This window comes from Nitrosospira sp. NpAV (genome assembly GCF_000832065.1).
Classification (GTDB): Bacteria; Pseudomonadota; Gammaproteobacteria; order Burkholderiales; family Nitrosomonadaceae; genus Nitrosospira.
On record NZ_JXQM01000017.1, the window covers coordinates 12,037 to 35,991 of the forward strand.

Consider the following 23,955-nt stretch of genomic DNA (forward strand, 5'->3'; position numbering starts at 1 on the left):
TAGGCGATTTAACAAGATGACGCGGCGCACGCTCGGAAAATCATTTTGGTAGGAAAGTGTTATCAATATCTACGATGTGATGCATTCGCTTATCGTGAGATTCGACGATCTCGATCGAATAAGCCGTGCGCATCACCTATAATGCATAAACGTTCAACTTTCTTAAGAATTCATAATCATGAAGATTATTCGTTATTCTAAAATCCAAAACCTGATTTGTGTTGTTATTATAAGCATTTATCCTGCTTTCGTTGCTCCAGTCTTCGCACAGCCACACGCATATATTATCGACCTCAACAGTAAGAAGGTGACCGACCTGGGCACGCTAGGCGGGAGTATTAGCATGGCTTCTGACATCAACGATGCTGGGCAGGTGGTGGGGTATGCCGAAACGGCCGCCGGCCAGTTCCACGCGTTCGTCACCGGTCCCAATGGCATGGGCATGACCGATCTGGGTACGTCGAGAGGGGGGTTTAGCTGGGCTACTGGCATCAACGATGCCGGGCAGGTGGTGGGATGGTCCGGCAACGGCGCCGTCGGGACCCGCTCATTCATTACCGGTCCCAACGGCATGGGCATCACCGACTTGGGCACATTGGACGGATATGATACCTCGGCTACTGGCATCAACGCTGCCGGGCAGGTAGTGGGGTTATCCATGGTCAACGGCCAGACCCATGCGTTCATCACCGGCCCTAACGGCGTGGGCATGACCGACCTGGGCACGCAGGGGATGGGTTATAGCCACGCTGCTGGTATCAACGCTGCCGGACAGGTGGCAGGGGTTTTTGGATGGGACCTCGGTGGGGGGATCTACGCATTCATCACCGGTCCCAACGGCGTGGGCATGACCTCTCCGGGCACGCTGAGCGGAATTGATAGCGGGGCTACTGGCATCAACGATGTCGGGCAGGTAGTAGGGCATTACGACACGGTTGACGGACAGACCCATGCTTTCATCACTGGCCCCAATGGCGTGGGCATGACCGATCTGGGCACACTGAGCGGAATTTATAGCGGGGCTACTGGCATCAACGATGTCGGGCAGGTAGTAGGGGCTTACGACACGGTTGACGGGCAGACCCATGCTTTCATCACCGGCCCCAACGGCGTGGGCATGACCGACCTCAATTCGCTGGTTACCTTGCCGGCCGGAGTTGTGCTATCGGAGGCAATCGCTATTAATAATATGGGACAGGTGATTGCAATCTCCACTGTCCCCATTCCTTCTGTTCCCGAACCGCAATCCTATGCCCTGATGCTGGCAGGCCTGGTTCTGATCAGAGTCTTGGTATCGCGTAAACAGAAAGGCTGATACGCCGGAGGAGGGCTGTCAGTGGTCCCCGTTCCAACCTGCTCAATACCCAAAAAGGCTGGAAGATGCCCCAATTGGGCATTAACAGCCATTATGCATTTCGCTACAATCAGCATCCAATTGACATGAAAACCATATTGGCTGGTGTTAAAGATTCCGCCGGTTTGGGCTTAGACCCCCAGTAAATCTTCAACAATTTATAGTTGTGGTTTGGCAAAAGAAAAAAATGAGGAGGGTTTCTCGCTCTTCACTGCGCTGTTACCCTCTACGTTGCGTTAACCGTATCTTTCACACCTCTCAATGGGATATTCGCCTTCTTTATGACTTCGTTTTATGATCCAGGTACTTACCTTAAAGCATCTTTGGGGCAAGATATCTATATCATAATCGAGCCTGGTACCATGGGCCGTGCCTCATTCGATATTATCAATGGCTGGCGTTCCAATGAGGTAGTCGTGAAGATTATTGAAAAAAATGCTGATCTCCGCTAAGGTCTTGATCATTTTCCCTCCAGGAAATACGCCTTACGCGGCGCTGATAGAAACCGGGATTGAATAGGGGATGGCGAGGAGAGAGAGGAGGGAGAGGAGGGAGGCTAATCGTCGCCCTCTTCCCGTACCGGGTTCAGCTCATTTATATATGCACCGCCCGTTTATCCACCCCCAGCGCCGCTTCGTGCAGAACTTCCGATAATGAGGGATGGGCATGAACGATGCGGGCGATATCTTCGCTGCTGGCCGCGAATTCCATTGCCACCACCGCTTCGGCGATCATTTCGGAAACGTAGGGGCCGATCATGTGGACGCCCAGGATGCGGTCAGTGTCCACGTCGGCCAGCACTTTGACGAACCCGCCCGTCTCGCCCAATGCGCGCGCGCGCCCGTTCGCCATGAAGGGAAATTGTCCCGCTTTATATTGAATACCTGCTGTTTTCAGTTCCTGTTCGGTCTTGCCTACCCAGGCAATTTCCGGTGAGGTATAGATCACCCAGGGAATGGTGTCGAGATTCACATGCCCCGCCTGGCCCGCGATGGTTTCGGCTACCGCGACGCCTTCTTCGGAGGCTTTATGCGCCAGCATGGGCCCGCGTACCACGTCACCCACGGCATATATGTTCGGCAGATTGGTGCGGCATTGGCTGTCGACTGCGATGTAACCGCGGTCATCCAGTTTCAGCCCGACATTTTCCGCACCCAGGCCAGTAGTATTGGGAACCCGGCCGACCGCGACAATCAATTTGTCGATTTCCAGTTGTTGCGCTTTGCCCTCGGCATCAGCATATTCTACCGTGATGGCCTTCCCGGTTTTGATCCCGCTGATCTTGATGCCCGTTTGTATTACTAGGCCTGTTTCTCTGGTAAAGATTTTTTTTGCTTCTTTTGCCACTTGTTCGTCGGCGGCCGCAAGGAATCCGGGCAGCGCTTCAAGGAGGGTGACTTCCGAACCGAGCCGCCGCCACACGCTACCCATTTCCAGGCCGATCACGCCCGCACCAATCACACCGAGCCGTTTTGGTGTTTCCGTCAGCGCCAATGCGCCGGCATTGTCCAGTATCCGTTCATTGTCCACCGGCGCGAAGGGCAATTGGCGCGGAATCGAACCCGTGGCAAGGATGATATGTTTTGCCTCGATGGTATCGACTTTATCTCCGTTTTTCACTTCGATTTGCCAGAGCGTATTGCTGCCGTCATATTTGATGCTTTTGAGCAGCGTTCCACGCCCATGTATCGGTGTCACTTTATTTTTCTTGAGCAGCATGGCAACGCCGCCGGTGAAGGCGGCGACAATTTTATCCTTGCGCGACATCATCGTGGGAATATCCACGGACAGGCCTTCCACCTTGATTCCGTGCGCCGCGAATTTATGCGCGGCACGTTCATAATTCTCCGACGATTCCAGCAGCGCCTTGGAGGGAATGCAGCCGACATTCAGACAGGTGCCGCCGAGACTGGCCTTGCCTTGCGGATTCTTCCACTCATCTATACAGACGGTCTTGAGTTCCAGCTGGGCGCAGCGAATCGCCGCCACATACCCGCCGGGACCGGCACCGATTACCGCAACATCAAAAGATTGGGACATGCTGGCACTTTATGAAAAGAATGAAAAATAGACCATAAAATACAGAATATGGCTCCGCAAAAGTGAAACGTTGACTGCGCATCAGGCTTCCAGCAATGGGCTCATCGGATATTCCAGCGCTTCCTTCATCGCCACCAGCGAAAGTACCGCTTCGCGCCCATCAATGATGCGGTGATCGTAAGAGAGGGCGAGGTAGGTCATCGGACGAATCACCACCTGGCCGTTTTCGGCCACTGGGCGGTCCTTGGTTGCGTGAATGCCAAGAATGGCGCTTTGCGGCGGGTTAATAATGGGTGTGGAGAGCATCGAGCCGAATACCCCGCCATTGGTAATGGAGAAGGTACCGCCCGTCAATTCTTCAATGGTCAGCTTGCCGTCCATGGCGCGCTTGCCGAAATCGGCAATCTGTCGTTCAATCCCAGCCTGCGTCAAGGAGTCGGCGTCGCGAATAATGGGGACCACCAGGCCTCGCGGGCTGCTCACGGCAATACCAATATCGAAATAGCCATGGTAAATAATATCGTTTCCATCCACCGACGCGTTGACGATGGGGAATTTTTTCAGCGCCGCAACCGCCGCCTTGACAAAGAACGACATGAGACCGAGCTTGACGCCGTGCTCTTTCTCGAATTTATCCTTATAGCGGGCGCGCAGATCCATGATCGCTTGCATATTGACTTCGTTGAATGTGGTCAGTATTGCGGCAGTGGATTGAGACTGCACGAGACGCTCGGCGATGCGCGCCCGTAGTCGCGACATGGGCACCCGCTGCTCGGGTCGATTACCGGCAGGCGCAGGCACGGCGGTAACGGTAGGCGGCACGGATATGGGAGCTGCGGGAGCGGGCGAGGGCTTACTTTTCACATGTGCCGCCACATCTTCCTTGGTGATACGGCCGTCACGCCCGCTACCCTTGATCGAGCTGATTTCTTCGGCTCCAAGGTTGGCCTGGGCCGCCAGGCTTCGGGCGGCCGGCATCATCGCCGGAACGGGCGTTGCGACAGAGGCGGTGGTTGGAGCAGGTTCCGTGCTCGCGGGTGCTGGCGAGGCAGATACGGGCGTGGGAGATGCCGCCGCAGCCACGGTATCTATGGTGGCAATGATTTCACCACCCGCCACCGTTGCGCCATCGTCCTTGATGATTTTGGCCAGTACTCCCGTGGCGGGTGCCGGTAATTCCAATACGACTTTATCAGTCTCGATATCGATCAGATTTTCGTCGCGGTCGACATGTTCTCCCGTTTTCTTGTGCCAGGAAAGCAGCGTGGCTTCCGCCACCGATTCAGATAGTACCGGAACTTTGACTTCGACTAGCATAGACCCATCTCCTCGTTAAATCTGAATCCGGCAGTTAATCGCTAATTTTTCAATTCAGTGCAATTAAAAAAAGACTTTTCTTGTCCACTTGCTTTCACCTTTAGGATGTGTCCGCTGCAACGGCCGGATTCAGGTCAGATTTTTTCGCGGAATGCCGCAGCCACCAATTCCTTCTGCTGGAAATTATGCTTTGCCAGGTATCCCACCGCCGGGGATGCCGAGGATGCACGCAATGCATAGCCCAACACCTGGTCCGGCCGTTTGTGCCGCAGCAGGTAGTGCTGGATGCGGTGCCATGCCCCCTGATTGCCGGGTTCTTCCTGACACCAGAGAATATCTCCGGCTTGTGGGTAGCGATCGATTTCAGTCTGAAAATCATCATGTGGAAACGGATACAGCTGCTCGATGCGGATAATCGCGACATCTTCGATCCGATGCTCCCTGCGGTATGCCAACAGGTCGTAATATACTCTGCCACAGCAAGCGATAACGCGACGTATATTTTCCGGATCTAATTTCTGAGTTTCCGGAATCACATTCTGAAAATTGCCATCGGCGAGTTCCGCAAGACCCGATACCGATTCCTTATGACGCAACAGGCTCTTGGGACTCATGATGACAAGCGGTTTGCGCAGCGGACGGATCATCTGCCGTCGCAGCACATGGAACATCTGTGCCGGCGTGGACGGAACGCATACCTGGATATTGTATTCCGCGCAGAGTTGCAGGTAACGTTCCAGACGGGCTGAAGAGTGTTCCGGTCCTTGTCCCTCGTAACCGTGCGGTAGCATCAACACCAGGCCGCATAGCCGTCCCCACTTGGCCTCGCCGGAAGCGATGAACTGATCTATCACTACCTGCGCGCCATTGGTGAAATCGCCAAACTGTGCTTCCCATACCACCAGTTCATCCGGTTCCGCGGTCGCATAGCCGTATTCGAAGCCCAGCACCGCTTCTTCCGATAATACGGAATCGATTATGACGAAATCCGGTTGTCCCGGCGCAATATGGCGCAATGGCACATAGGTGCCTTCGTCCCATCGCTCCCGGTTCTGGTCATGCAACACCGCATGCCGGTGGAAGAAAGTTCCACGGCCGGAATCCTGGCCGGAAATGCGTATGGGGAAGCCATTCTTCAGAAGTGCCGCGTAAGCGAGATTTTCGGCCATCCCCCAATCCAGCGGCAACTTTCCTTCACCCATCAGGCGGCGGTCGGCGATAATCTTTTCCACGCGCGAATGCAATTTGAATTTAGCGGGAATATCGGTCAGCCGTTCCGCCAGATTCCGTAATTCCACTTCCGGCAATCCGGTCTTTACTTTTGCATTCCACTTGCCCTTTTTCAGAAAGGGTGTCCAGTCCACCGCCTTGGGCGACTTGTAGTCATAAAGGATGGTTTTATTCGGGTTGCGGCCCGCATCCATGTCATCACGATAGGCCTTGACCATTGACTCAGCCTGACCAGTGCTGATGGCTCCTTCAGCTTCCAGTTTATCGGCATAGAGTTTGCGGGTACCGGGATGGCGGCCGATAATCTTGTACATGAGCGGCTGAGTTACCATCGGTTCATCTTGTTCATTGTGCCCGAGGGTACGGAAACAAACCATATCCACGACCACGTCCTTGTGGAATTTCATCCGGAAATCAAGCGCGATTTCGGTCACCATGATGACTGCTTCGGGATCGTCGCCATTGACGTGAAAAACCGGCGCTTCGATCATTTTCGATACATCGGTGCAATAAAGCGTGGAGCGGGCGTCCCTCGGGTCGGAGGTGGTGAAACCGATCTGGTTATTGATGATGACATGCACCGTCCCGCCAGTGCCATAGCCTCGGGTTTGCGACAGATTCAGGGTTTCCATTACCACGCCCTGCGCGGAATAGGCGGCATCGCCGTGCAGCAGCACAGGCAACACCAGATTGCCTTCCCTGTCTTGCAAGCGGTGTTGGCGGGCCCGTACCGATCCCTCCACCACCGGATCCACGATTTCCAGATGTGAGGGATTAAATGCCAGTGTCAAGCGCATGATCCCGCCTGGCGTGGATACCGCCGAGGAGAAGCCCTGGTGATATTTGACATCGCCTTCAGTCAGCTCCTGCGGCTGCTTGCCTTCGAATTCCTGGAACAGATCGGCGGGCACTTTACCCAACGTATTGACCAATACGTTGAGTCGCGCGCGGTGCGCCATGCCGATGACCACCTGTTGCACACCCATTTTCCCGGCGCGCTGCAGCAAGTTATCCAATAACGGAATCAGACTTTCGCTGCCTTCACCCGAGAAGCGTTTCTGGCCGACATAGCGCGTGTGCAGATATTTCTCCAGCCCTTCCGCCGCGTTGAGGCGCTCCAGAATATGGCGCTTGTATTCAGCGGAGTAATCGGGTTGCGCGCGCGGACCTTCGATGCGATTCTGAATCCAGCGCTTCTGCTCGGTATCGGTGATATACATATATTCGACGCCGATACTGCCGCAGTAGGTTTGCTGCAGTATCTGAAGAATTTCCCGTAGCGATGCGCGGGATGGGCCCATTAACGAACCGGTGCCAAAAACCGTGTCCAGGTCTGATTCCGTTAATCCATAATGGCCCGGATTGAGCTCCGCGATGTACGGTTTTTCCTGTCGCTTAAGAGGATCGAGATTGGCATGGCGCACGCCGAGAAAACGGTAGGCATTGATTAATTGCAATACCGAAATCTGTTTGTGCTCCGAAGCAAGATCATCCCTATCCGGGTAGGCTTCCTGGGAGGTATCGCCAGAGGTGCGGCGAGAGCGCTCATTTGCCAGACGGAGGAATGACTCAATTACCGGGCCGTGCGGCACATCCTGAAAATCCTGCCCTAAAGCCGATTCTGCCGCCACGCGTAATTTATCGAAATAGCGATGCCATTCCGGTGGAACCGACTCCGGATTCCGCAGGTAGTCTTCGTAAAGCCCTTCAATGAAGGGCGCGTTCGCGCCGAACAAGGGAGAGTCTTCGAATAGCTGCTTTATCATGGCCTGGATTCCATGGTTTGATGAACATCTGGTAAAACCAGATCACTTGCGTAATGCGATCGGCACCACGTCCCGGGTGACAGCGCCGGTGTAAAGCTGACGCGGGCGTCCTATCTTGTAATCGGGATCGGAGATCATTTCATTCCACTGCGCAATCCACCCCACTGTGCGCGCCATGGTAAATATGGCGGTGAACATGGAAATGGGAATGCCCAATGCGCGCTGCACGATACCGGAGTAAAAATCGACATTGGGGTAGAGTTTCCGGGAAATGAAATATTCATCCTCCAACGCGATTTTCTCCAGTTTCAACGCCAGCTTGAACAAACGGTCGTCATGCAACCCCAGTTCGCTCAATACCTCGTGGCAGGTTTCGCGCATCAATTTTGCGCGGGGGTCGAAATTCTTGTATACCCGGTGGCCAAAGCCCACCAGTCGGAAAGGGTCGTTTTTGTCTTTAGCACGGTCAATATATTCGCCGATGCGTGAATCATCGCCGATTTCTTCCAGCATATTGAGGCAGGCTTCATTTGCTCCGCCATGCGCGGGTCCCCAGAGGCAGGCAATGCCGGCGGAGATACAGGCAAACGGATTTGCGCCGCTGGAACCGGCGAGACGCACGGTGGAAGTGGAGGCATTCTGCTCGTGGTCGGCATGCAAGATCAGAATGCGATCCAGCGCTCGCGCCAATACCGGGTTGGGTTTATATTCCTCGGCGGGCGTGGCGAACATCATATGCATGAAATTTTCCGCATAATTAAGATTATTGCGCGGATAGACGAAAGGCTGGCCGATATTGTATTTATACGTCATTGCGGTAATGGTCGGCAATTTCGCCACCAGGCGAAATGCGGACAGCTCGCGGTGCGAGGCATCGGAAATATCCATCGCATCATGATAAAACGCCGATAGTGCGCCGACCACTCCAACCATTACCGCCATGGGATGGGCATCGCGGCGGAAGCCGGTGTAGAACCGCGCCAGTTGCTCATGCACCATCGTATGCTCCTTGATGGTTTTATCGAATGATGCCTTTTCGCTTCTGGTCGGCAATTCTCCATTCATCAGCAAGTAACACACTTCCATGAAATCGCATCGCTTGGCCAACTGTTCGATCGGATATCCGCGATAAAGCAGGATGCCCTTGTCGCCATCGATATAGGTTATTTTCGAGCTGCTGCTGGCGGTGGAAAGAAAACCGGGATCGTAGGTAAATACACCACTCTTGGCGTGCAGGGTACGGATATCCACGACGTCCGGCCCCATGCTTCCGGACATGATGGGAAATTCCAGAGGTTGACCGCCATTATCCAGATTGAGAGTCGCGTTACGTTTTTGTTCCATGTCATTCTCCACTATTTCGTTCTCTCCGCTTGAAACCACGATGGGATTAAACTGTTTGCAAAAGGCGAAGCACAGGTTGCGAGCTTTCATCCTCGACTTCGTTCCTCAGGGCGATCATTTCCCACAGGTCGTTGTCGGGAAGATCCAGCAATGTTTCAAATTGCCGCAACTCTGTTTCGTCCAGCCGGGCATAATGCTCATCCATGAAGCGCTGCAGCACGATGTCAAGTTCCAGCAAACCGCGCCGGCACCGCCAGCGGGCACGCTCCTGTTCTTTCATCCTAAATCCGGCGGTGGTGGCAGCGAAATGCCGCTGAAGGCGAAGATCGAGCGATGCAAAAAATCTTCTTCCTTGATCATTGCGCCGAACTTGGCAAATGAACGAAAAATGAACATTTAATTGCCGGACTCAGGATCATACCGTTCTTTTCACCATCATGTCCTTAATCTTGCCAATTGCTCTGGTTGGATTCAATTCCTTGGGGCACACATCCACGCAGTTCATAATGGAGTGGCAGCGGAAAAGGCGATAGGGATCTTCCAGATTGTCCAGCCGCTCGGCGGTAGCCTGGTCGCGGCTGTCAGCGATGAAGCGATATGCTTGCAACAGTCCCGCCGGACCTACGAACTTATCCGGGTTCCACCAGAAGGAAGGGCATGCGGTGGAGCAGCATGCGCATAGGATACATTCATACAGTCCATCCAGTTCCGCCCTTTCTTCGGGCGATTGCAGCCGCTCGGTTTCCGGCGGCGGATCGTTGTTGATGAGATAAGGCTTGATGGAATGGTATTGTTTGAAAAATTGAGTCATGTCCACAATCAGATCGCGTATCACCGGTAGTCCTGGCAGTGGGCGTAATTCCACCGGTTCTTTCAGTCCGGCGACTGGGGTAATGCATGCCAATCCGTTGCGGCCATTGATGTTCATTCCATCCGATCCGCATACGCCTTCCCGGCAGGAGCGGCGCAGGCTCAAACTGTCATCCACGGACTTGATACGTATCAGTGCATCCAGCAACATCTTGTCGGCCGGTTCCAGCGCAATGTCGTAATCCTGCATATAAGGCTTTTCATCCTTGTCGGGATCGAAGCGGTAGATTGAGAATCTCATGGCTGATTCCTTAATATGTCCATCATAATCAGTTAGATTTGTTACGAGAAATACGGAGCTTAATTAAGGCAGGTGATCATGCCCCGATCCGCCTCCTGAAGTCGTTGCAGCATGGTGGCGAGCTTCGCCAGTCCTTACGTCGGAGGGTGCTACTGCCTTCGCATCCCAGATCTCGCTGGCATACTGCATGATGGTGCGGTCACTGGAAAATTTACTCATATTGGCAACATTCAGGATCGCCTTGCGCACCCACTGCTCCTGATCCTGGTAAGCCGCTTCAACTTTCTTCTGACAATCAATATAAGAGGCATAGTCCGCCAGCAGCAGATATCTATCCCCATGCTCTAAAAGCGTATCGACGATAGATTTAAAACGGGCCGGCTCATCCGGCGAGAAAAATCCCGATCCGATCATATCGAGCACCGCTCGCAACTCCGGGTTGGCGTGGTAGAAATCCCAAGGTTGATAACCCTTTGCTTTCGTCTCGGCCACTTCCGCCGCCGTGAGGCCGAATATGAAGATATTCTCCTCTCCGACTTCGCTGCCAATTTCGATATTGGCGCCATCCAGGGTACCAATCGTGAGCGCGCCGTTCAATGCCAGCTTCATGTTTCCCGTACCGGAGGCCTCTGTGCCCGCAGTGGAAATCTGCTCCGAGAGATCCGCGGCTGGAATCATCTTTTCAGCGGCAGATACATCGTAATTGGGCATAAACACCACTTTCAGATGGCTGGATACCTGCGGGTCATTATTAACGATGTCGGCGATATCGTTAATAAGTTTGATGATGAGCTTGGCCATGACATAACCAGGCGCGGCCTTGCCGCCAAAAATTACGGTGCGTGAAACGTACTCCGCGTTCGGGTTATGGCGAATGCGGTTATACAGAGTCACCACATGCAGCACGTTGAGCAGTTGCCGCTTGTACTCGTGGATCCGCTTGATCTGGACATCGAACAGCGAATCCGCGCTGATATCAATGTTGAGCTTTTGCTTCAGCACGGCAACCAATTGCTCCTTGTCCGCACGCTTCACTGCGGCGAACTCCTTGCGAAAGGAAGCGTCGTCGGCAAGTGGAACCAATTGCTTCAACTGGCTCAAGTCCTTGACCCAGTCGGAACCGATGCGCGTGGTAATGAGTTCGGCCAAACCCCGATTGGCCTGGTTCAGCCAGCGGCGTGGCGTGATGCCATTGGTTATGTTAATGATCTTACCGGGGAAAAACTGGTCGAAGTCCGAAAATATGGTCTGCTTCATCAATTCGGTATGAATTTGCGCTACTCCGTTCACCTTGTGGCTGCCGACGATGGCCAGGTGGGCCATGCGGATTCGTTTCTCTCCCGACTCGTCTATGATGGACATGCGGCGCAATATCGCGGTATCACCAGGGTATCGGTGCATCACATCTTTCAAGAACCGGTGGTTGATTTCATAGATGATTTGCAAATGGCGAGGCAGGACATTCTCGAACAGGGCAACCGTCCAGGTTTCGAGCGCTTCAGGCATCAGCGTGTGGTTGGTATAGGCGAAAGTGCGTATGGTGATATCCCACGCTTTCTCCCAATCCAGATGGTGCAAATCCACCAGCACGCGCATCAGTTCGGGGATGGCAATGGCGGGATGCGTGTCGTTCAACTGGATGGCTACCTTGTCGGGCAAGGCATCGAAATTGCTCTGGTATTTGTTGTAGCGATACAGGATGTCATGCAATGAAGCACATACGAAGAAATATTGTTGCTTCAGACGCAGCTCGCGTCCCATTGTGGTCGTATCGTCGGGATACAGTACCTTGGATAGATTCTCGGAATCGTTCTTATCTTCCACCGCCTTGACATAATTACCCTCGTTGAAATAACGCAATTCGAAATCGCGCGTCGCCTTAGCCGACCAGAGGCGCATGTTATTGACGGTATGGGTGCCATAGCCTGGAATAGGGGTGTCAAAAGCCATGGCCATTACATCGTCGGTATCTATCCAGTGATAGTGTGCCACACCTTGTTCATCCGGGTATTGAACCGCACGGCCGTGAAATTTAACCTGATATAGCACCTCAGGACGGGGAAATTCCCAGGGATTGCCGTAGCGCAGCCAGTTATCCGGATGCTCGACTTGCCTGCCATCCTCGATGCGCTGGGCGAACATGCCATACTCGTAACGGATGCCATAGCCGTAGCCGGGAAGGTCGAGCGTCGCCATGGAATCGAGGAAGCAGGCGGCAAGCCGCCCCAAGCCGCCATTTCCAAGCGCGGCATCCGGCTCTATTTCACGCACACTGTCCAGATTGATTCCCAAATCGTTAAGCGCCTCACGGAATTGCTGATCAAAACCCAGATTGTGCACGCTATTCATCAGCGTACGTCCCATCAGAAATTCCAGTGAAAAATAATAAACCCGCTTTGCATCATTGATGTAATAACCGCGCATGGTTTCCATCCAGCGGTCGATCAAGCGATTGCGCACTAAATACGCCGTGGCAAAGAACCTGTCGCGATCAGTGGCGGTAATGGTGTCTTTGCCGACCGAATAGATCAGGCAGTTGGAAAGAGACTGCTTGATCGAGTCGGTATCGAAACCGACTTTTTCGTGATCAAAAATAGATTTTGGTAAGGAATCAGTCATGATTTATCCCGTCAAGTTTATGAAACGGTAATCAATACGCCTGCAAATCAGCACCCTCCGGATTCAGTGAATGGCGCCAGAACTGACCGTCGCCATCAAACAGGCGATAGGTCCCGCGCGGTCCCCAGGTACCGGCCTGATAGCCATTGATAAAATCGCGTTCCATTGCCCACACCTTGATAATGGGATCTACTGCGCGCCACGCCCATTCCACTTCATCGATGCGCAGAAATAGTGAATGATCGCCTTGCATCACATCCAGCAGCAAACCTTCGTAAGCATCGTAATCCTCTTCGCTGGCTTTGCGATAGGTCGCATCCAGACTGATCGTGCGTGTATGCAAGTCCAGTCCCGGCACTTTGACTTGAACTTCCATCCTCAGGCAGTCGTTGGGTTGAATGCCCAGCATAATCCAATTTGGGTGCGATGATTCGCGAAGCGCATGACGCAGCAAATCCTGCGGCGGCTTTTTGAAGCGGATACAAATCGCCGAACTATTTTCCGCCAGGCGTTTGCCGGTGCGCAGATAGAAGGGTACGCCGGCCCACCGCCAGTTATCTAGATACAGTTTCAGGGCCGCATAGGTTTCGGTGGAACTATCCGGCGCCACACCTGATTCGTCCAGGTACCCCGGAACGGGCTTGCCATCGATGGTACCGCTGGTATATTGACCGCGGAAGGCGTGGGCATGCACCGAATTTTGCGTGATCGGCCGTATCGCTTTCAGCACTTTCACTTTCTCGTCCCGCAAGTGCTCTGCAGACACAGATACCGGCGGTTCCATCGCCACCAGGGCAAGCAACTGCAGCAAGTGGCTCTGTATCATGTCGCGTAGCGCACCGGCTCCCTCATAATAATCCGCCCGTCCGTCAACCCCCAGGGTTTCCGAATGGGTAATCTGCACATGGTCGATATAATGATTGTTCCATAATGGTTCCAGCAATATATTGGCGAAGCGAAATACCAGTACGTTCTGCACAGTGCCCTTGCCAAGATAGTGGTCGATCCGGAAAATTTGCGGCTCGTTCAAGTGACGGTATAGACTACCTTGTAGGGTTTGCGCACTTAACAAGTCGTAACCGAAAGGTTTTTCGATGACCACGCGGCACCAGCCCTTTTCCTGCTTGAGCAAGCCGATTACGCCGAGTTTGTCGATGATCGCCGGGAACGCTGACGGACGCACCGCCATATAAAATACGGTATTGGGGGGAAGTCCCGGCGTTTCCTCCAATATTTTCTTTAATTTCAGATAAGCATCGCTATTGCCGGGAGGGTTGGGATGGTAATGCAGACGTGCACGAAAACGCTCGAATGCCTGTTCGTCGAGCCCCGCCGCAAATTTGGACCGGAGCATGCTGGCTACTTCCGAGATCCACTGCTCGCTGCTCCAAGGCTCCAGGCTACACCCAAGTATCGTCATTTTTTCCGGCAGTCGTCCGGCGGTTTCGAGCCGGAACAGCGCCGGGATCAATTTGCGCCGCGCCAAATCCCCGCTTGCCCCAAAAATCACTACCACACATGGTTCGATGACCTGCATTTTCATTTCCCCCCTGTTCGGCGTGCGCCAACAACATCAAGATCCTATACGTCAATAATTAAAGATTCTCTCATTAATATGTGATTTTCTCGTTAATATGTCCTCGGCTTGGGCGGGAACGATTCCACGGTCAATGGTTTTAACCGAACCGGCTTGTAATCCAGCCGCCGTCCTTCGCTGAAAAATAAAGTGTGCTTCAGCCACTTATCGTCATCCCGCGCCGGAAAATCGTCACGCGCATGAGCCCCGCGGCTTTCAGTGCGCGCTTCAGCCGACACCATGGTAGCCACCGCCACCTCCACAAGGTTGTCGAGCTCCAGCGCTTCCACCCGCGCGGTATTGAAGACTCTGCTCTTGTCCCTGATCCCGGTATGCGTGGCCCGTTCCGCCACTTCTTCAATTTTTGAGATACCCTGCTTGAGCATGTCCGCAAAACGGAATACGCCACAATGCGCCTGCATGGTTTTGCGCAGCGCGTCGCCGACTTGGGCCACACTCTCTCCATCCTTCTGACCATCCAGCCGGGCCAGCCGTGCAAGTGACCTATCGGCGGCATCCGCTGGTAATTGTTTGTGATGAGGGTTCTTTTTCAGTTCCTCGATAATCTGATTGCCGGCTGCCCGTCCGAACACCACGATATCGAGCAGCGAATTGGTTCCCAGACGGTTGCCGCCATGCACGGAAACGCAAGCGCACTCGCCTACGGCATAAAAACCTTGTACCACTTCTTCGGGCCCCGTTTTGTAGGGAGCCACTACCTGTCCATAATAATTGGTGGGGATGCCACCCATCATATAATGCGCAGTGGGTGCCACCGGAATCGGATCACGGATTGGATCGGCATGGGCAAACTTCATGGCAATTTCACGAATACCCGGCAGCCGTGCCTTGATCACATCCGCACCCAGATGATCGAGCTTCAACAGCAGATGATCGGCGTCTCTGCCACAGCCGCGTCCTTCCTTGATTTCCGTAGTCAGGGCACGCGACACGACATCGCGGCTGGCCAGATCCTTGGCATGGGGCGCGTAGCGTTCCATGAAGCGCTCGCCATTCTTGTTAAGCAGATAGCCGCCCTCGCCGCGTACCGCCTCGCTGATGAGCACGCCAACTCCATACACGCCGGTGGGATGGAATTGCCAGAATTCCATATCCTCCAGAGGTATGCCAGCACGTGCCGCCATGCCGAGACCGTCGCCGGTATTGATGAATGCGTTGGTGCTGGCGTGGAATATGCGTGCACCGCCGCCGGTCGCGAACAGGGTGGCCCTGGCCTGCAGCGCCATGACTTCGCCGGTTTCCATGTCCAGTGCCGTAATGCCGCAGACTTCACCGTCTTCATCGCGGATCAGATCCAGGCCCATCCATTCCACAAAAAACTGGGTGTTGGCACGCACGTTGCGTTGATAGAGCGTGTGCAGCATCGCATGGCCGGTGCGATCCGCCGCTGCGCACGAGCGTGTTGCCTGTGCGCCGCCGAAATTCTGCGATTGACCGCCAAAGGGACGCTGGTAAATCTTGCCGTTCTCCAGACGATCGAACGGCATGCCATAATGCTCCAGTTCATACACTACCTCGCTGGCCTGACGGCACATGAATTCGATGGCGTCCTGATCGCCCAGATAATCGGACCCTTTCACTGTATCGTACATATGCCAGTGCCAGTTATCCTCGGTAACGTTCCCGAGCGCCGCGGCAATGCCACCCTGCGCGGCCACCGTGTGGGAGCGGGTGGGAAATACCTTGGATAACACCGCCACCTTGAGTCCAGCTTCCGATAACTGCAATGCGGCGCGCATGCCCGCGCCACCGGCGCCAACGATTACCGCATCGAATTTTCTTTTTGCTATCGCCACGCCAACTCCAATGCCCACAGGATCTCCACCGACCAGATGGTATAAAACAGCAGGGATAAAATGATCAATATCTGCAATGTCAGTCGGAGGCCGGTAGCGTGAACGTAGTCCATGAGGATATTACGCATCCCGATCCAGGCATGCCAGAACAGGCTGGCAAGAAACAGGAAGGCGGCAATGCGCATCCATCGTCCACTGAGCAGCGATTTCCATGTAGCATAATCATGCGGCGGCGAGATCAGTAGGGCGATGGCGAGGCACAGGACAAAGCCAACCATTACCACCGCAGTCACTCGCTGCGCCAGCCAGTCCCGTAGACCGTAATGGGCTCCGGTGACGATTCGCTTCACCATATCAATAGCGAGACCAGCAACGTGAGAATGATTCCCGCAGCCAGCACCACCCTGCTGGTCAATCGTGCCTGTGCCAATGCACCGCCATAATGCAGATCCAGCGCGAGAAAACGAATACCTGCACAGAGATGATGCAGGAAGAACCACAACAGGAGAGTCAGTGCGGTTTTAGACAGGGGGCTGGCCACAAGAGATTGGAATTGAGCATAGTCTTGAGGGGAACTCAGCGTCATTTCAAGGCCGCAAAGAAGGAGAGGGATGCCGGGAAAGAACAGTAGCACTCCGCTTACGCGGTGCAGAAAGGAAATCACGGCAGGGAGCGGCTGCCTGATTTCCATCAGATTAAGAAATTTGGGACGTGTTCTTTGCAATTTTTTACTTCCAAGATGCCGGGCTACCATCCACTGACTTAGTGTAGACCGTTATACTGAGCGATACAATATAAGTGCACGCACAAGTAACCCGGTAGTTAATGTGGTTTAAGGCGGGATTCCAGCCCAAGGCGAACCCTGAATACCGCTTAAATTGACAGCAGGGTGGAATGTTTTTATAGTCCGGTGCGTGGAGCATATACTAACCCGGCTGTTTCATAAATTGACGCGTCTCGCTGGTTTTTTGTTTCTTATGGAAATTTGTCCAGTCGGGCGTATGAATAATACACCGCTCTTTCACAGAATCTTCCTACAAAACAAGACCCTGCGTAATAATCGTGCAAATTTGCCCCGGATCATCTATTGGGATGTGAGAGGACGGCAGGGCGGGTTGTGGAATGGTTTTGCCGGTGGGGTGAAGTCCATAGCTTGATCCATGGACGCCAGGCAAGCGGCGAAACCTGACTGTCAGCACTTGGCGCCTAGGATTTTTGGTGCGCGGGAAAATGACTGGGTATCCATGGACATCTCCCCGGGCGGCAGCTACGGTATTCCCGAGGGTTTGATCTACGGTTATCCTGTAACCTGTCGTGAGGGGATCTACAGAATCGTCCCTGGTCTTGAGATAAGTAAATTCAGCAAAGCAAAAATGCAGGCAACCTACCATGAGTTGGTGGAGGAATGGGATTCTGTGAGACACCTGCTTGGATAACTGTACTCGACGGTTCACTATTTCGCTGCTTCCATGATCGACTCCGCTGGTTTTCGTTTCCGTGCCGCGCTTGCCGCAGAGAAGCCTTTGCAAATCGCAGGCTGCATCAATGCATATGCCGCACGCATGGCTGAGCGTACCGGCTTCAGAGCGATTTATCTTTCAGGTGCCGGAGTAGCGGCGGGCTCCCTGGGTCTTCCCGATCTCGCTATTTCGACGCTGGATGACGTGCTGACAGACGTGCGCCGCATCACGGACATCACTGATCTGCCATTACTGGTGGACGCGGATACCGGCTTTGGGGGAAGTGCCTTTAATATCGCCCGCACGGTGAAATCGCTGATCAAGTCTGGAGCAGCAGCGATGCATATTGAAGATCAGGTCTCGGCCAAACGCTGCGGCCACCGGCCGGGCAAGGCTGTCGTCAGCCATGAGGAAATGGTGGATCGTATTAAGGCCACTGTGGATGCCAGAACCGATCCCGATTTTGTCGTCATGGCGCGTACCGATGCCCTGGCGGTTGAAGGACTTCAAGCTGCCATAGATCGCGCGAGCCGATATGTGGAGGCGGGGGCGGATATAATTTTCCCCGAGGCTGTCACCGAATTGGACATGTATCGGCAATTCGCAGCAGCGATGCGAGTCCCGATTCTCGCTAATATCACCGAATTTGGTGTGACGCCTCTCTTTACAGTCGAAGAATTGGCCGAGGTGAATGTTTCCCTGGTGCTTTATCCACTATCCGCATTTCGGGCAATGAATGCCGCTGCCCTCAATGTGTATCGGTCAATACGTAATGAGGGCTCGCAGAAAAATGTGATAGATGCCATGCAGACTCGTGCAGAGCTATACGAATTTCTTGATTATCATGCCTACGAAGAGAAGCTGAATATCTTATTTTCCGAATCCAAAAAACCTGGAAATGACTGAAGTTATCAAGAATCCCACTTCAAAAACCAAGAAGTCCGTCATGCTGTCCGGCGTGGTGGCGGGCAACACCGCTATCAGCAGCGTCGGTAAAACCGGCAATGATCTGCATTATCGCGGCTATGACATCCTGGACGTGGCGGATACCTGTGAATTCGAAGAAATCGCCTATCTGCTGGTTCATGAAAAGCTGCCTACACTGGCGGAGCTGATTGCCTATAAAGAAAAACTGAGAAGTCTGCGCGACTTTCCCGCCAGCGTTAAGACCATGCTGGAAGCGATTCCCGCAGCCGCACATCCGATGGATGTCATGCGTACAGGCGTTTCGGCATTGGGTACCGTCCTGCCGGAAGCGGAGAATCATTCCGTTGAAGGTGCGCGCAATTTGGCCGACCGGTTGCTGGCCTGCCTGGGACCTTTATTGCTCTACTGGTATCATTATTCTCACCATCATCGCCGGATCGACGTGGCGACCGGCGATGACTCAATTGGTGGAAATTTTTTAAACCTATTGCATGGAAGACCGCCGCCCCCGAACTGGGTGAAGGCAATGCACACTTCGCTGGTGCTATATGCTGAGCATGAGTTCAATGCTTCCACTTTTACCGCGCGCGTGATTGCCGGAACCGGCTCGGATTTTTATTCCGCCATCAGCGGCGCTATCGGCGCACTGCGCGGACCGAAGCATGGTGGTGCCAATGAGGCCGCATTCGATATCCAGAAGCGCTACGATAATCCGGATGAAGCCGAAGCTGACATCCGTCGCCGGGTGGGGGATAAGGAAATCATCATTGGATTCGGTCATCCGGTTTATACCGTCTCCGACCCGCGTAACCGGATTATCCGGGAAGTGGCGAGAAGGCTCTCGGCAGAGACCGGTGACATGGAAATGTTTGATGTTGCCGCCAGACTGGAAACGGTGATGTGGGACATTAAGAAAATGTTCCCCAACCTCGACTGGTTCTCCGCTGTGAGTTATCACATGATGGGGATACCGACGGCCATGTTTACCCCGCTTTTTGCGATTGCGCGGACCAGTGGCTGGGCCGCCCATATTATTGAGCAACGCCTGGACAACAAGATTATCCGGCCTTCGGCGAATTATACCGGGCCGGAGGATCGCGGGTTTATTCCGATTTCGGCACGTGATTAGTGGACGGAGTAATCGACGTCATCGATTATATCCACCTTCCGAACACCATCCGTAATCACGAACCGCAAAAGCAATCCGTGCATGAGCAACCTCGTTGCAGCAGTGCATCCCTATCTGGCGCAATACGGCTATACGGCATTGTTTGCCGTGTTGTTTACTGAGTCGTTCGGTCTACCGCTACCGGGAGAGACCTTCCTGATTGCCGCGACCTTGCTCGCAGTCAATGAGCAGCTCAGTATCGTCGCGGTGGCTGGTTGGGCGATAACGGCAGTGGTTCTGGGAGATAACGTTGGCTATCTGATTGGTCGCCGGAAAGGGCATCGCTGGGCGATAGGCCATGGCAGCCGTATCGGCATCACCCCTGCGCGGCTTGAGGCTGTGCAAAGATTCTTTGACCGGTTCGGACCTGCGACAGTGATTGTGGCGCGCTTTTTTCCAGTGTTGCGGCAATTGAACGGTATCTTTGCCGGAAGTATGCGGATGCCATGGAGGAAGTTTGTCGCCTACAACACGCTTGGCGGTATATTGTGGGTAAGCGCCTGGACGAGTGGCGTCTATTTCCTGGGAGACCGGATCGAGTTGTGGCTGATGCGGATACATATAGCGGGTTGGTGGCTTGCCGGACCACTGATTGCCAGCATGGTTTGGTTGATTTATCGCAATTCAAAGTGAATGCAGTTGGTAAAGAAGGGAAAATAGGGTTGCCTGTCCGGCCTGAGGATGATCAGGCATGACGATAGTACTGAAGGGACCCATACGGTGCAATGCGCTCCGCTTATTGACGCCCTAAGTTGTACGTATGTTGCTCTATTCAATTCAGCCTCAAATATTGATGCGCTTTCTTCTCTTTATCATAACTGCGGCCTTGGCCGGGTGTAGTCACCTTTCTCCGGTCACCACACCGGTTGGGGAGGGAAAAGTGGGTATCGACGCACCAATTACTTATCGCTGCAAGAGTGATCGCATCGTGAAAGTGTCTTATCATTCTGGCACCATGGCCGTTGTGGAGTATGAGGGAAGGGTGCGCGAGATGATCATCGCCATATCGGGCAGCGGGGCACGCTACGCCGGTGGTGGATTGGAGTGGTGGACGAAAGGAATGGGACCAGGTTCGGAAGGCATGCTTCTCAATCACAGGAATGACGGTACTCCAGGAGACATAATCGAGCGGTGTGTTCAGGCGAGCGCCGGATGAAAGCTCAACGCCGATAGAGCGGATACGGTGCGGCCCATCAACGGCTCAGAATATGGAGATTGTTTGCGTATTTATTCAGGAAAATCTCTGGATTCCCGTTTTCGCGGGGGAAAGACGATGTTCGCTGCTGGATGGCTGACCCTATAACATATGACTATGTCACCCCATATCTCCAATCTTCGTCCCCAACCCGACCAAGTGCTGGTGGACATTGCCGACTACGTCGCCAACCATGATATTCAAAGCGGTCTGGCTTATGATACTGCGCGCAACTGCTTGATGGACTCGCTCGGCTGCGCGATGGAAGCACTTACTTATCCAGCTTGTACCAAATTGCTCGGACCCGTCGTTGCAGGTACAACTGTGCCCAATGGAGCCAGAGTTCCCGGCACCCAATTCCAGCTCGATCCGGTACAAGCCGCATTCAATATCGGCACCATGATCCGCTGGCTCGATTTCAATGATACCTGGCTTGCTGCTGAATGGGGACATCCATCGGATAACCTGGGCGGCATACTTGCCGTTGCGGACTGGTGTGCGCGCAATGCGGTGGCTGCGGGGAAGAAACCGTTCACGATACGCGATGTACTGACTGCCATGATCAAGGCGCATGAAATCCAGGGTTGCCTTGCATTGGAAAACAGCTTCAACAAGGTGGGGCTGGATCACGTGATACTGGTGAAGGTCGCCTCTGTGGCTGTCGTGATGCATTTGCTTGGCGGCAGCCGCGATCAGATTATCGATGCACTTTCACACGCCTGGGTGGATGGACAATCGTTGCGCACATACCGCCATGCCCCCAATACCGGATCCCGCAAATCCTGGGCCGCGGGTGATGCCACCAGTCGCGCTGTCTGGTTGGCGTTGATTACGCTTAAAGGCGAAATGGGCTATCCTTCCGCGCTCACGGCCAAAACCTGGGGATTTTACGACGTACTGTTCAAGGGACAATCATTACGGTTTCAGCGGCCCATTAAACAGTGGGGGTCATACGTGATGGAAAACGTGTTGTTCAAGATTTCGTTTCCTGCTGAATTCCATTCCCAGACAGCGGCGGAGTGCGCGATGCAACTGCATCCCCGCATAGGAGGGCGAATCGACGAGATCGAGAACATCACCATTCGGACACATGAGGCGGCGATCCGTATCATCGACAAGAAAGGGCCGCTCAACAACCCAGCTGACCGGGACCATTGCCTTCAGTATATCGTTGCGGTATCGCTGATATTCGGACGGCTTACCGCCGCCGACTATGAAGATGCCATGGCAGCCGACCCGCGCATCGACTGGCTGCGCGCTAAAATTATTTGTGTCGAGGACCCGCAGTTCACCCGGGATTATCATGATCCCGAAAAACGCTCCATCGCCAACGGTGTTACGGTTGAATTCAGGGACGGCGGCAAGGTGGACGAAGTGGTGGTGGAATATCCCATTGGCCACAAGCTTCGACGTAGCGAAGGTATTCCGTTATTGGAAGAAAAATTCAGAATCAATCTCGCGCGCCGGTTTCCTGCCGGGCAACAAAAATCGATCATTGATCTCTGCTTTGACCAGCCGGGGCTGGAGGCAACACCCGTCAACAAGTTTGTTGATATGTTTATGGTTTAAACCCGGATAATCCATAGACCTAAACCTGCATACGAGGAAAATCTCAGTCTGGTCTGTGTTCTTTCGTGTCCGAGATGGAATCTCCCGGCGGAGCAGCATATATATTAAGCAGTATTTTAAGAGCAGTGAGTTTTACCTTCCATGAAGGAATGCTCGCGGGATCTATCGATAAACCTGCCACCAACTCCTCTACGCCGTTGATCTGCGCGGACTCACAGGTAGACAGAAAATGCCACAACTCATCGCTACTGGTAATGCCCGTGTGCCGGACAAAGTCCGGATAATCCTCGCGCAAATGTGCCGCAAGCCAAGCTTGGTCTATCCACTGCTTTAACTGATTGTAGGTGAAGCAGGTGCGTACCGCCAAATCCACGGCGTCGGCGTTACACAAATTTTCAATATTGTCATAACCTTCACGTTCCAATCTCAACTCATGGGCGTAGCTCATGCCGGCAAGCATGGAAAGTGGCAGCGCACGGTAGTTGTCCCCGGGGATATTCCTCATCACTTTGAGCGCGACGCGCTCGATCGCCAGTGCGGCCCGTTTCGGATAAAAGCCGAAGAAAAAGCTCAAAACGGGAAGCAGGCTAAGGCTCGCTGGTATGGTTGTACCTGTCTCATCAGAGCTGTCCCCCGAATCTTTATTGGCGGATGGAGCTTCGGTAGCAGATGAAGCCTCGGTAGCGGATGGAGGTTGAGCAGTGTCATGGGCCGATACGGCAACTCGCGTCGCAGCGGGTTTGGAGTCCTCAGGAAAGGTGAAGTGGAAGACGAAAGAAAGAACCAATGCCAATATGCTCGCGACGATCATGCGGATGGCGCCATCGACGAAAGTGTGGGAGGTCAGGTCCAGCGTGAAGTATGCGCGCGCGACCGAGCCGATGAAATAAATGTAGGCGCCCAGGAAACCATATTGGAACGCGGTCAGATTGCGGACCAGATGGGAATAATACGCCTCCGGGTTTTTTTCGAATAATTCGGCGAAAGGTCCCATGGTCAACATATTCGCACCCAGACTAAAATCTACGCCTCCGTCCGCCGAGGAAACTGGTTTGAACAACAACAGGATACAAATACCGAGCAACACGATGATGGTGGTCAGCCAGACACTGCCCCGATAGGTGCTGAAGGAAGCGCGGCGCCCCATTCTTCTACGGATCTCGCCCCGGCGCGCAACCGGAACCTCACGCTGAAGCTGACGTTCCTTCCGGTTGGTCATGGTCTGGATATAGGTCAAGGCGAGAGACGGCACGACCAGCACCGCCAGTAGCGCCATAATCAGGTTGTATTGAAAGAAAACGGGATCGAACCAATGCGCAACGGCCCGAAAATCATGGTACTCAACGTCTTTGGGGCCCAGGGCGGATTCCACCCCAAGACCCACAATGAGAAGTGTCGGTACCACAAATACCAGCCAGTCGTACCAGGGCATCTTCCACTTATTTTCCTCGGTCTGATCCAT

19 protein-coding genes are annotated in these 23,955 nt (G+C 53.7%); 7 read left to right on the forward strand and 12 right to left on the reverse strand.

From position 1 onward, the window contains the following. The first annotated feature begins 343 nt into the window (after positions 1-343). Complete coding sequence (locus SQ11_RS10655; protein ID WP_052494175.1) at positions 344-1,315, forward strand: HAF repeat-containing protein; 972 nt, start codon at positions 344-346, stop codon at positions 1,313-1,315. A gap of 633 nt (positions 1,316-1,948) precedes the next feature. Here the strand turns inward: SQ11_RS10655 and lpdA are convergent. From lpdA to sdhC, 11 genes are all read right to left on the reverse strand, one after another. Then, the gene (lpdA, locus tag SQ11_RS10660; protein WP_041514166.1) at positions 1,949-3,394 is read right to left on the reverse strand and encodes a dihydrolipoyl dehydrogenase; all 1,446 of its coding nucleotides are present in this window, start codon (positions 3,392-3,394) and stop codon (positions 1,949-1,951) included. Positions 3,395-3,475: 81 nt separating this feature from the next. Next, a complete protein-coding gene (gene odhB, locus SQ11_RS10665; RefSeq protein ID WP_041514167.1) occupies positions 3,476-4,711 on the reverse strand; it encodes a 2-oxoglutarate dehydrogenase complex dihydrolipoyllysine-residue succinyltransferase in 1,236 nt (411 codons plus the stop codon). A gap of 134 nt (positions 4,712-4,845) precedes the next feature. Continuing rightward, a complete protein-coding gene (locus SQ11_RS10670) occupies positions 4,846-7,707 on the reverse strand; it encodes a 2-oxoglutarate dehydrogenase E1 component (protein WP_041514168.1) in 2,862 nt (953 codons plus the stop codon). 42 nt (positions 7,708-7,749) lie between these two features. Beyond that, entirely contained in the window at positions 7,750-9,051 is a 1,302-nt protein-coding gene (gltA, locus tag SQ11_RS10675) for a citrate synthase (RefSeq protein WP_041514169.1), read from the reverse strand. 46 nt (positions 9,052-9,097) lie between these two features. Then, positions 9,098-9,331, reverse strand: coding sequence for a succinate dehydrogenase assembly factor 2 (locus tag SQ11_RS10680; protein ID WP_041514170.1), 234 nt, complete (start codon positions 9,329-9,331; stop codon positions 9,098-9,100). A gap of 135 nt (positions 9,332-9,466) precedes the next feature. Continuing rightward, on the reverse strand, positions 9,467-10,162 hold the full coding sequence (locus SQ11_RS10685; RefSeq protein WP_041514171.1) for a succinate dehydrogenase iron-sulfur subunit: 696 nt from the start codon (positions 10,160-10,162) through the stop codon (positions 9,467-9,469). Positions 10,163-10,225: 63 nt separating this feature from the next. Then, positions 10,226-12,781 (reverse strand): glycogen/starch/alpha-glucan phosphorylase, encoded by a 2,556-nt coding sequence (locus SQ11_RS10690; RefSeq protein WP_052494176.1) that lies wholly within the window; start codon positions 12,779-12,781, stop codon positions 10,226-10,228. A gap of 31 nt (positions 12,782-12,812) precedes the next feature. After that, on the reverse strand, positions 12,813-14,318 hold the full coding sequence (gene zwf, locus SQ11_RS10695; RefSeq protein WP_041514172.1) for a glucose-6-phosphate dehydrogenase: 1,506 nt from the start codon (positions 14,316-14,318) through the stop codon (positions 12,813-12,815). 92 nt (positions 14,319-14,410) lie between these two features. Continuing rightward, entirely contained in the window at positions 14,411-16,174 is a 1,764-nt protein-coding gene (gene sdhA / locus SQ11_RS10700) for a succinate dehydrogenase flavoprotein subunit (RefSeq protein WP_041514225.1), read from the reverse strand. Next, complete coding sequence (sdhD, locus tag SQ11_RS10705) at positions 16,165-16,527, reverse strand: succinate dehydrogenase, hydrophobic membrane anchor protein (protein WP_041514173.1); 363 nt, start codon at positions 16,525-16,527, stop codon at positions 16,165-16,167. The genes sdhA and sdhD overlap by 10 nt, the downstream gene beginning before the upstream one ends. Continuing rightward, positions 16,521-16,898 carry a succinate dehydrogenase, cytochrome b556 subunit gene (sdhC, locus tag SQ11_RS10710; protein WP_232297970.1) on the reverse strand — a complete coding sequence of 126 codons (378 nt, stop codon included), beginning with the start codon at positions 16,896-16,898 and terminating at the stop codon, positions 16,521-16,523. The genes sdhD and sdhC overlap by 7 nt, the downstream gene beginning before the upstream one ends. 436 nt (positions 16,899-17,334) lie before the next feature. On the opposite strand from sdhC, the gene SQ11_RS10715 reads away from it, so the two are divergent. From SQ11_RS10715 to SQ11_RS10740, 6 genes are all read left to right on the forward strand, one after another. Then, a complete protein-coding gene (locus SQ11_RS10715; RefSeq protein WP_041514175.1) occupies positions 17,335-17,610 on the forward strand; it encodes a hypothetical protein in 276 nt (91 codons plus the stop codon). A 33-nt stretch (positions 17,611-17,643) separates the two neighbouring features. Next, positions 17,644-18,540: a methylisocitrate lyase gene (prpB, locus tag SQ11_RS10720; RefSeq protein WP_041514176.1), complete on the forward strand. Its 897-nt coding sequence runs from the start codon at positions 17,644-17,646 to the stop codon at positions 18,538-18,540. After that, entirely contained in the window at positions 18,533-19,690 is a 1,158-nt protein-coding gene (gene prpC / locus SQ11_RS10725; protein WP_041514177.1) for a 2-methylcitrate synthase, read from the forward strand. The genes prpB and prpC overlap by 8 nt, the downstream gene beginning before the upstream one ends. Before the next feature lie 81 nt (positions 19,691-19,771). Further along, a complete protein-coding gene (locus SQ11_RS10730; protein WP_041514178.1) occupies positions 19,772-20,362 on the forward strand; it encodes a DedA family protein in 591 nt (196 codons plus the stop codon). Between the two features lie 247 nt (positions 20,363-20,609). Continuing rightward, entirely contained in the window at positions 20,610-20,885 is a 276-nt protein-coding gene (locus SQ11_RS16490; protein ID WP_198140850.1) for an MliC family protein, read from the forward strand. Positions 20,886-21,041: 156 nt separating this feature from the next. Next, positions 21,042-22,493, forward strand: a complete 1,452-nt coding sequence (locus SQ11_RS10740) for a bifunctional 2-methylcitrate dehydratase/aconitate hydratase (protein ID WP_041514179.1) — start codon at positions 21,042-21,044, stop codon at positions 22,491-22,493. A gap of 43 nt (positions 22,494-22,536) precedes the next feature. Here the strand turns inward: SQ11_RS10740 and SQ11_RS17575 are convergent, their stop codons facing one another. Beyond that, positions 22,537-23,955: a hypothetical protein gene (locus SQ11_RS17575; protein ID WP_041514180.1), complete on the reverse strand. Its 1,419-nt coding sequence runs from the start codon at positions 23,953-23,955 to the stop codon at positions 22,537-22,539.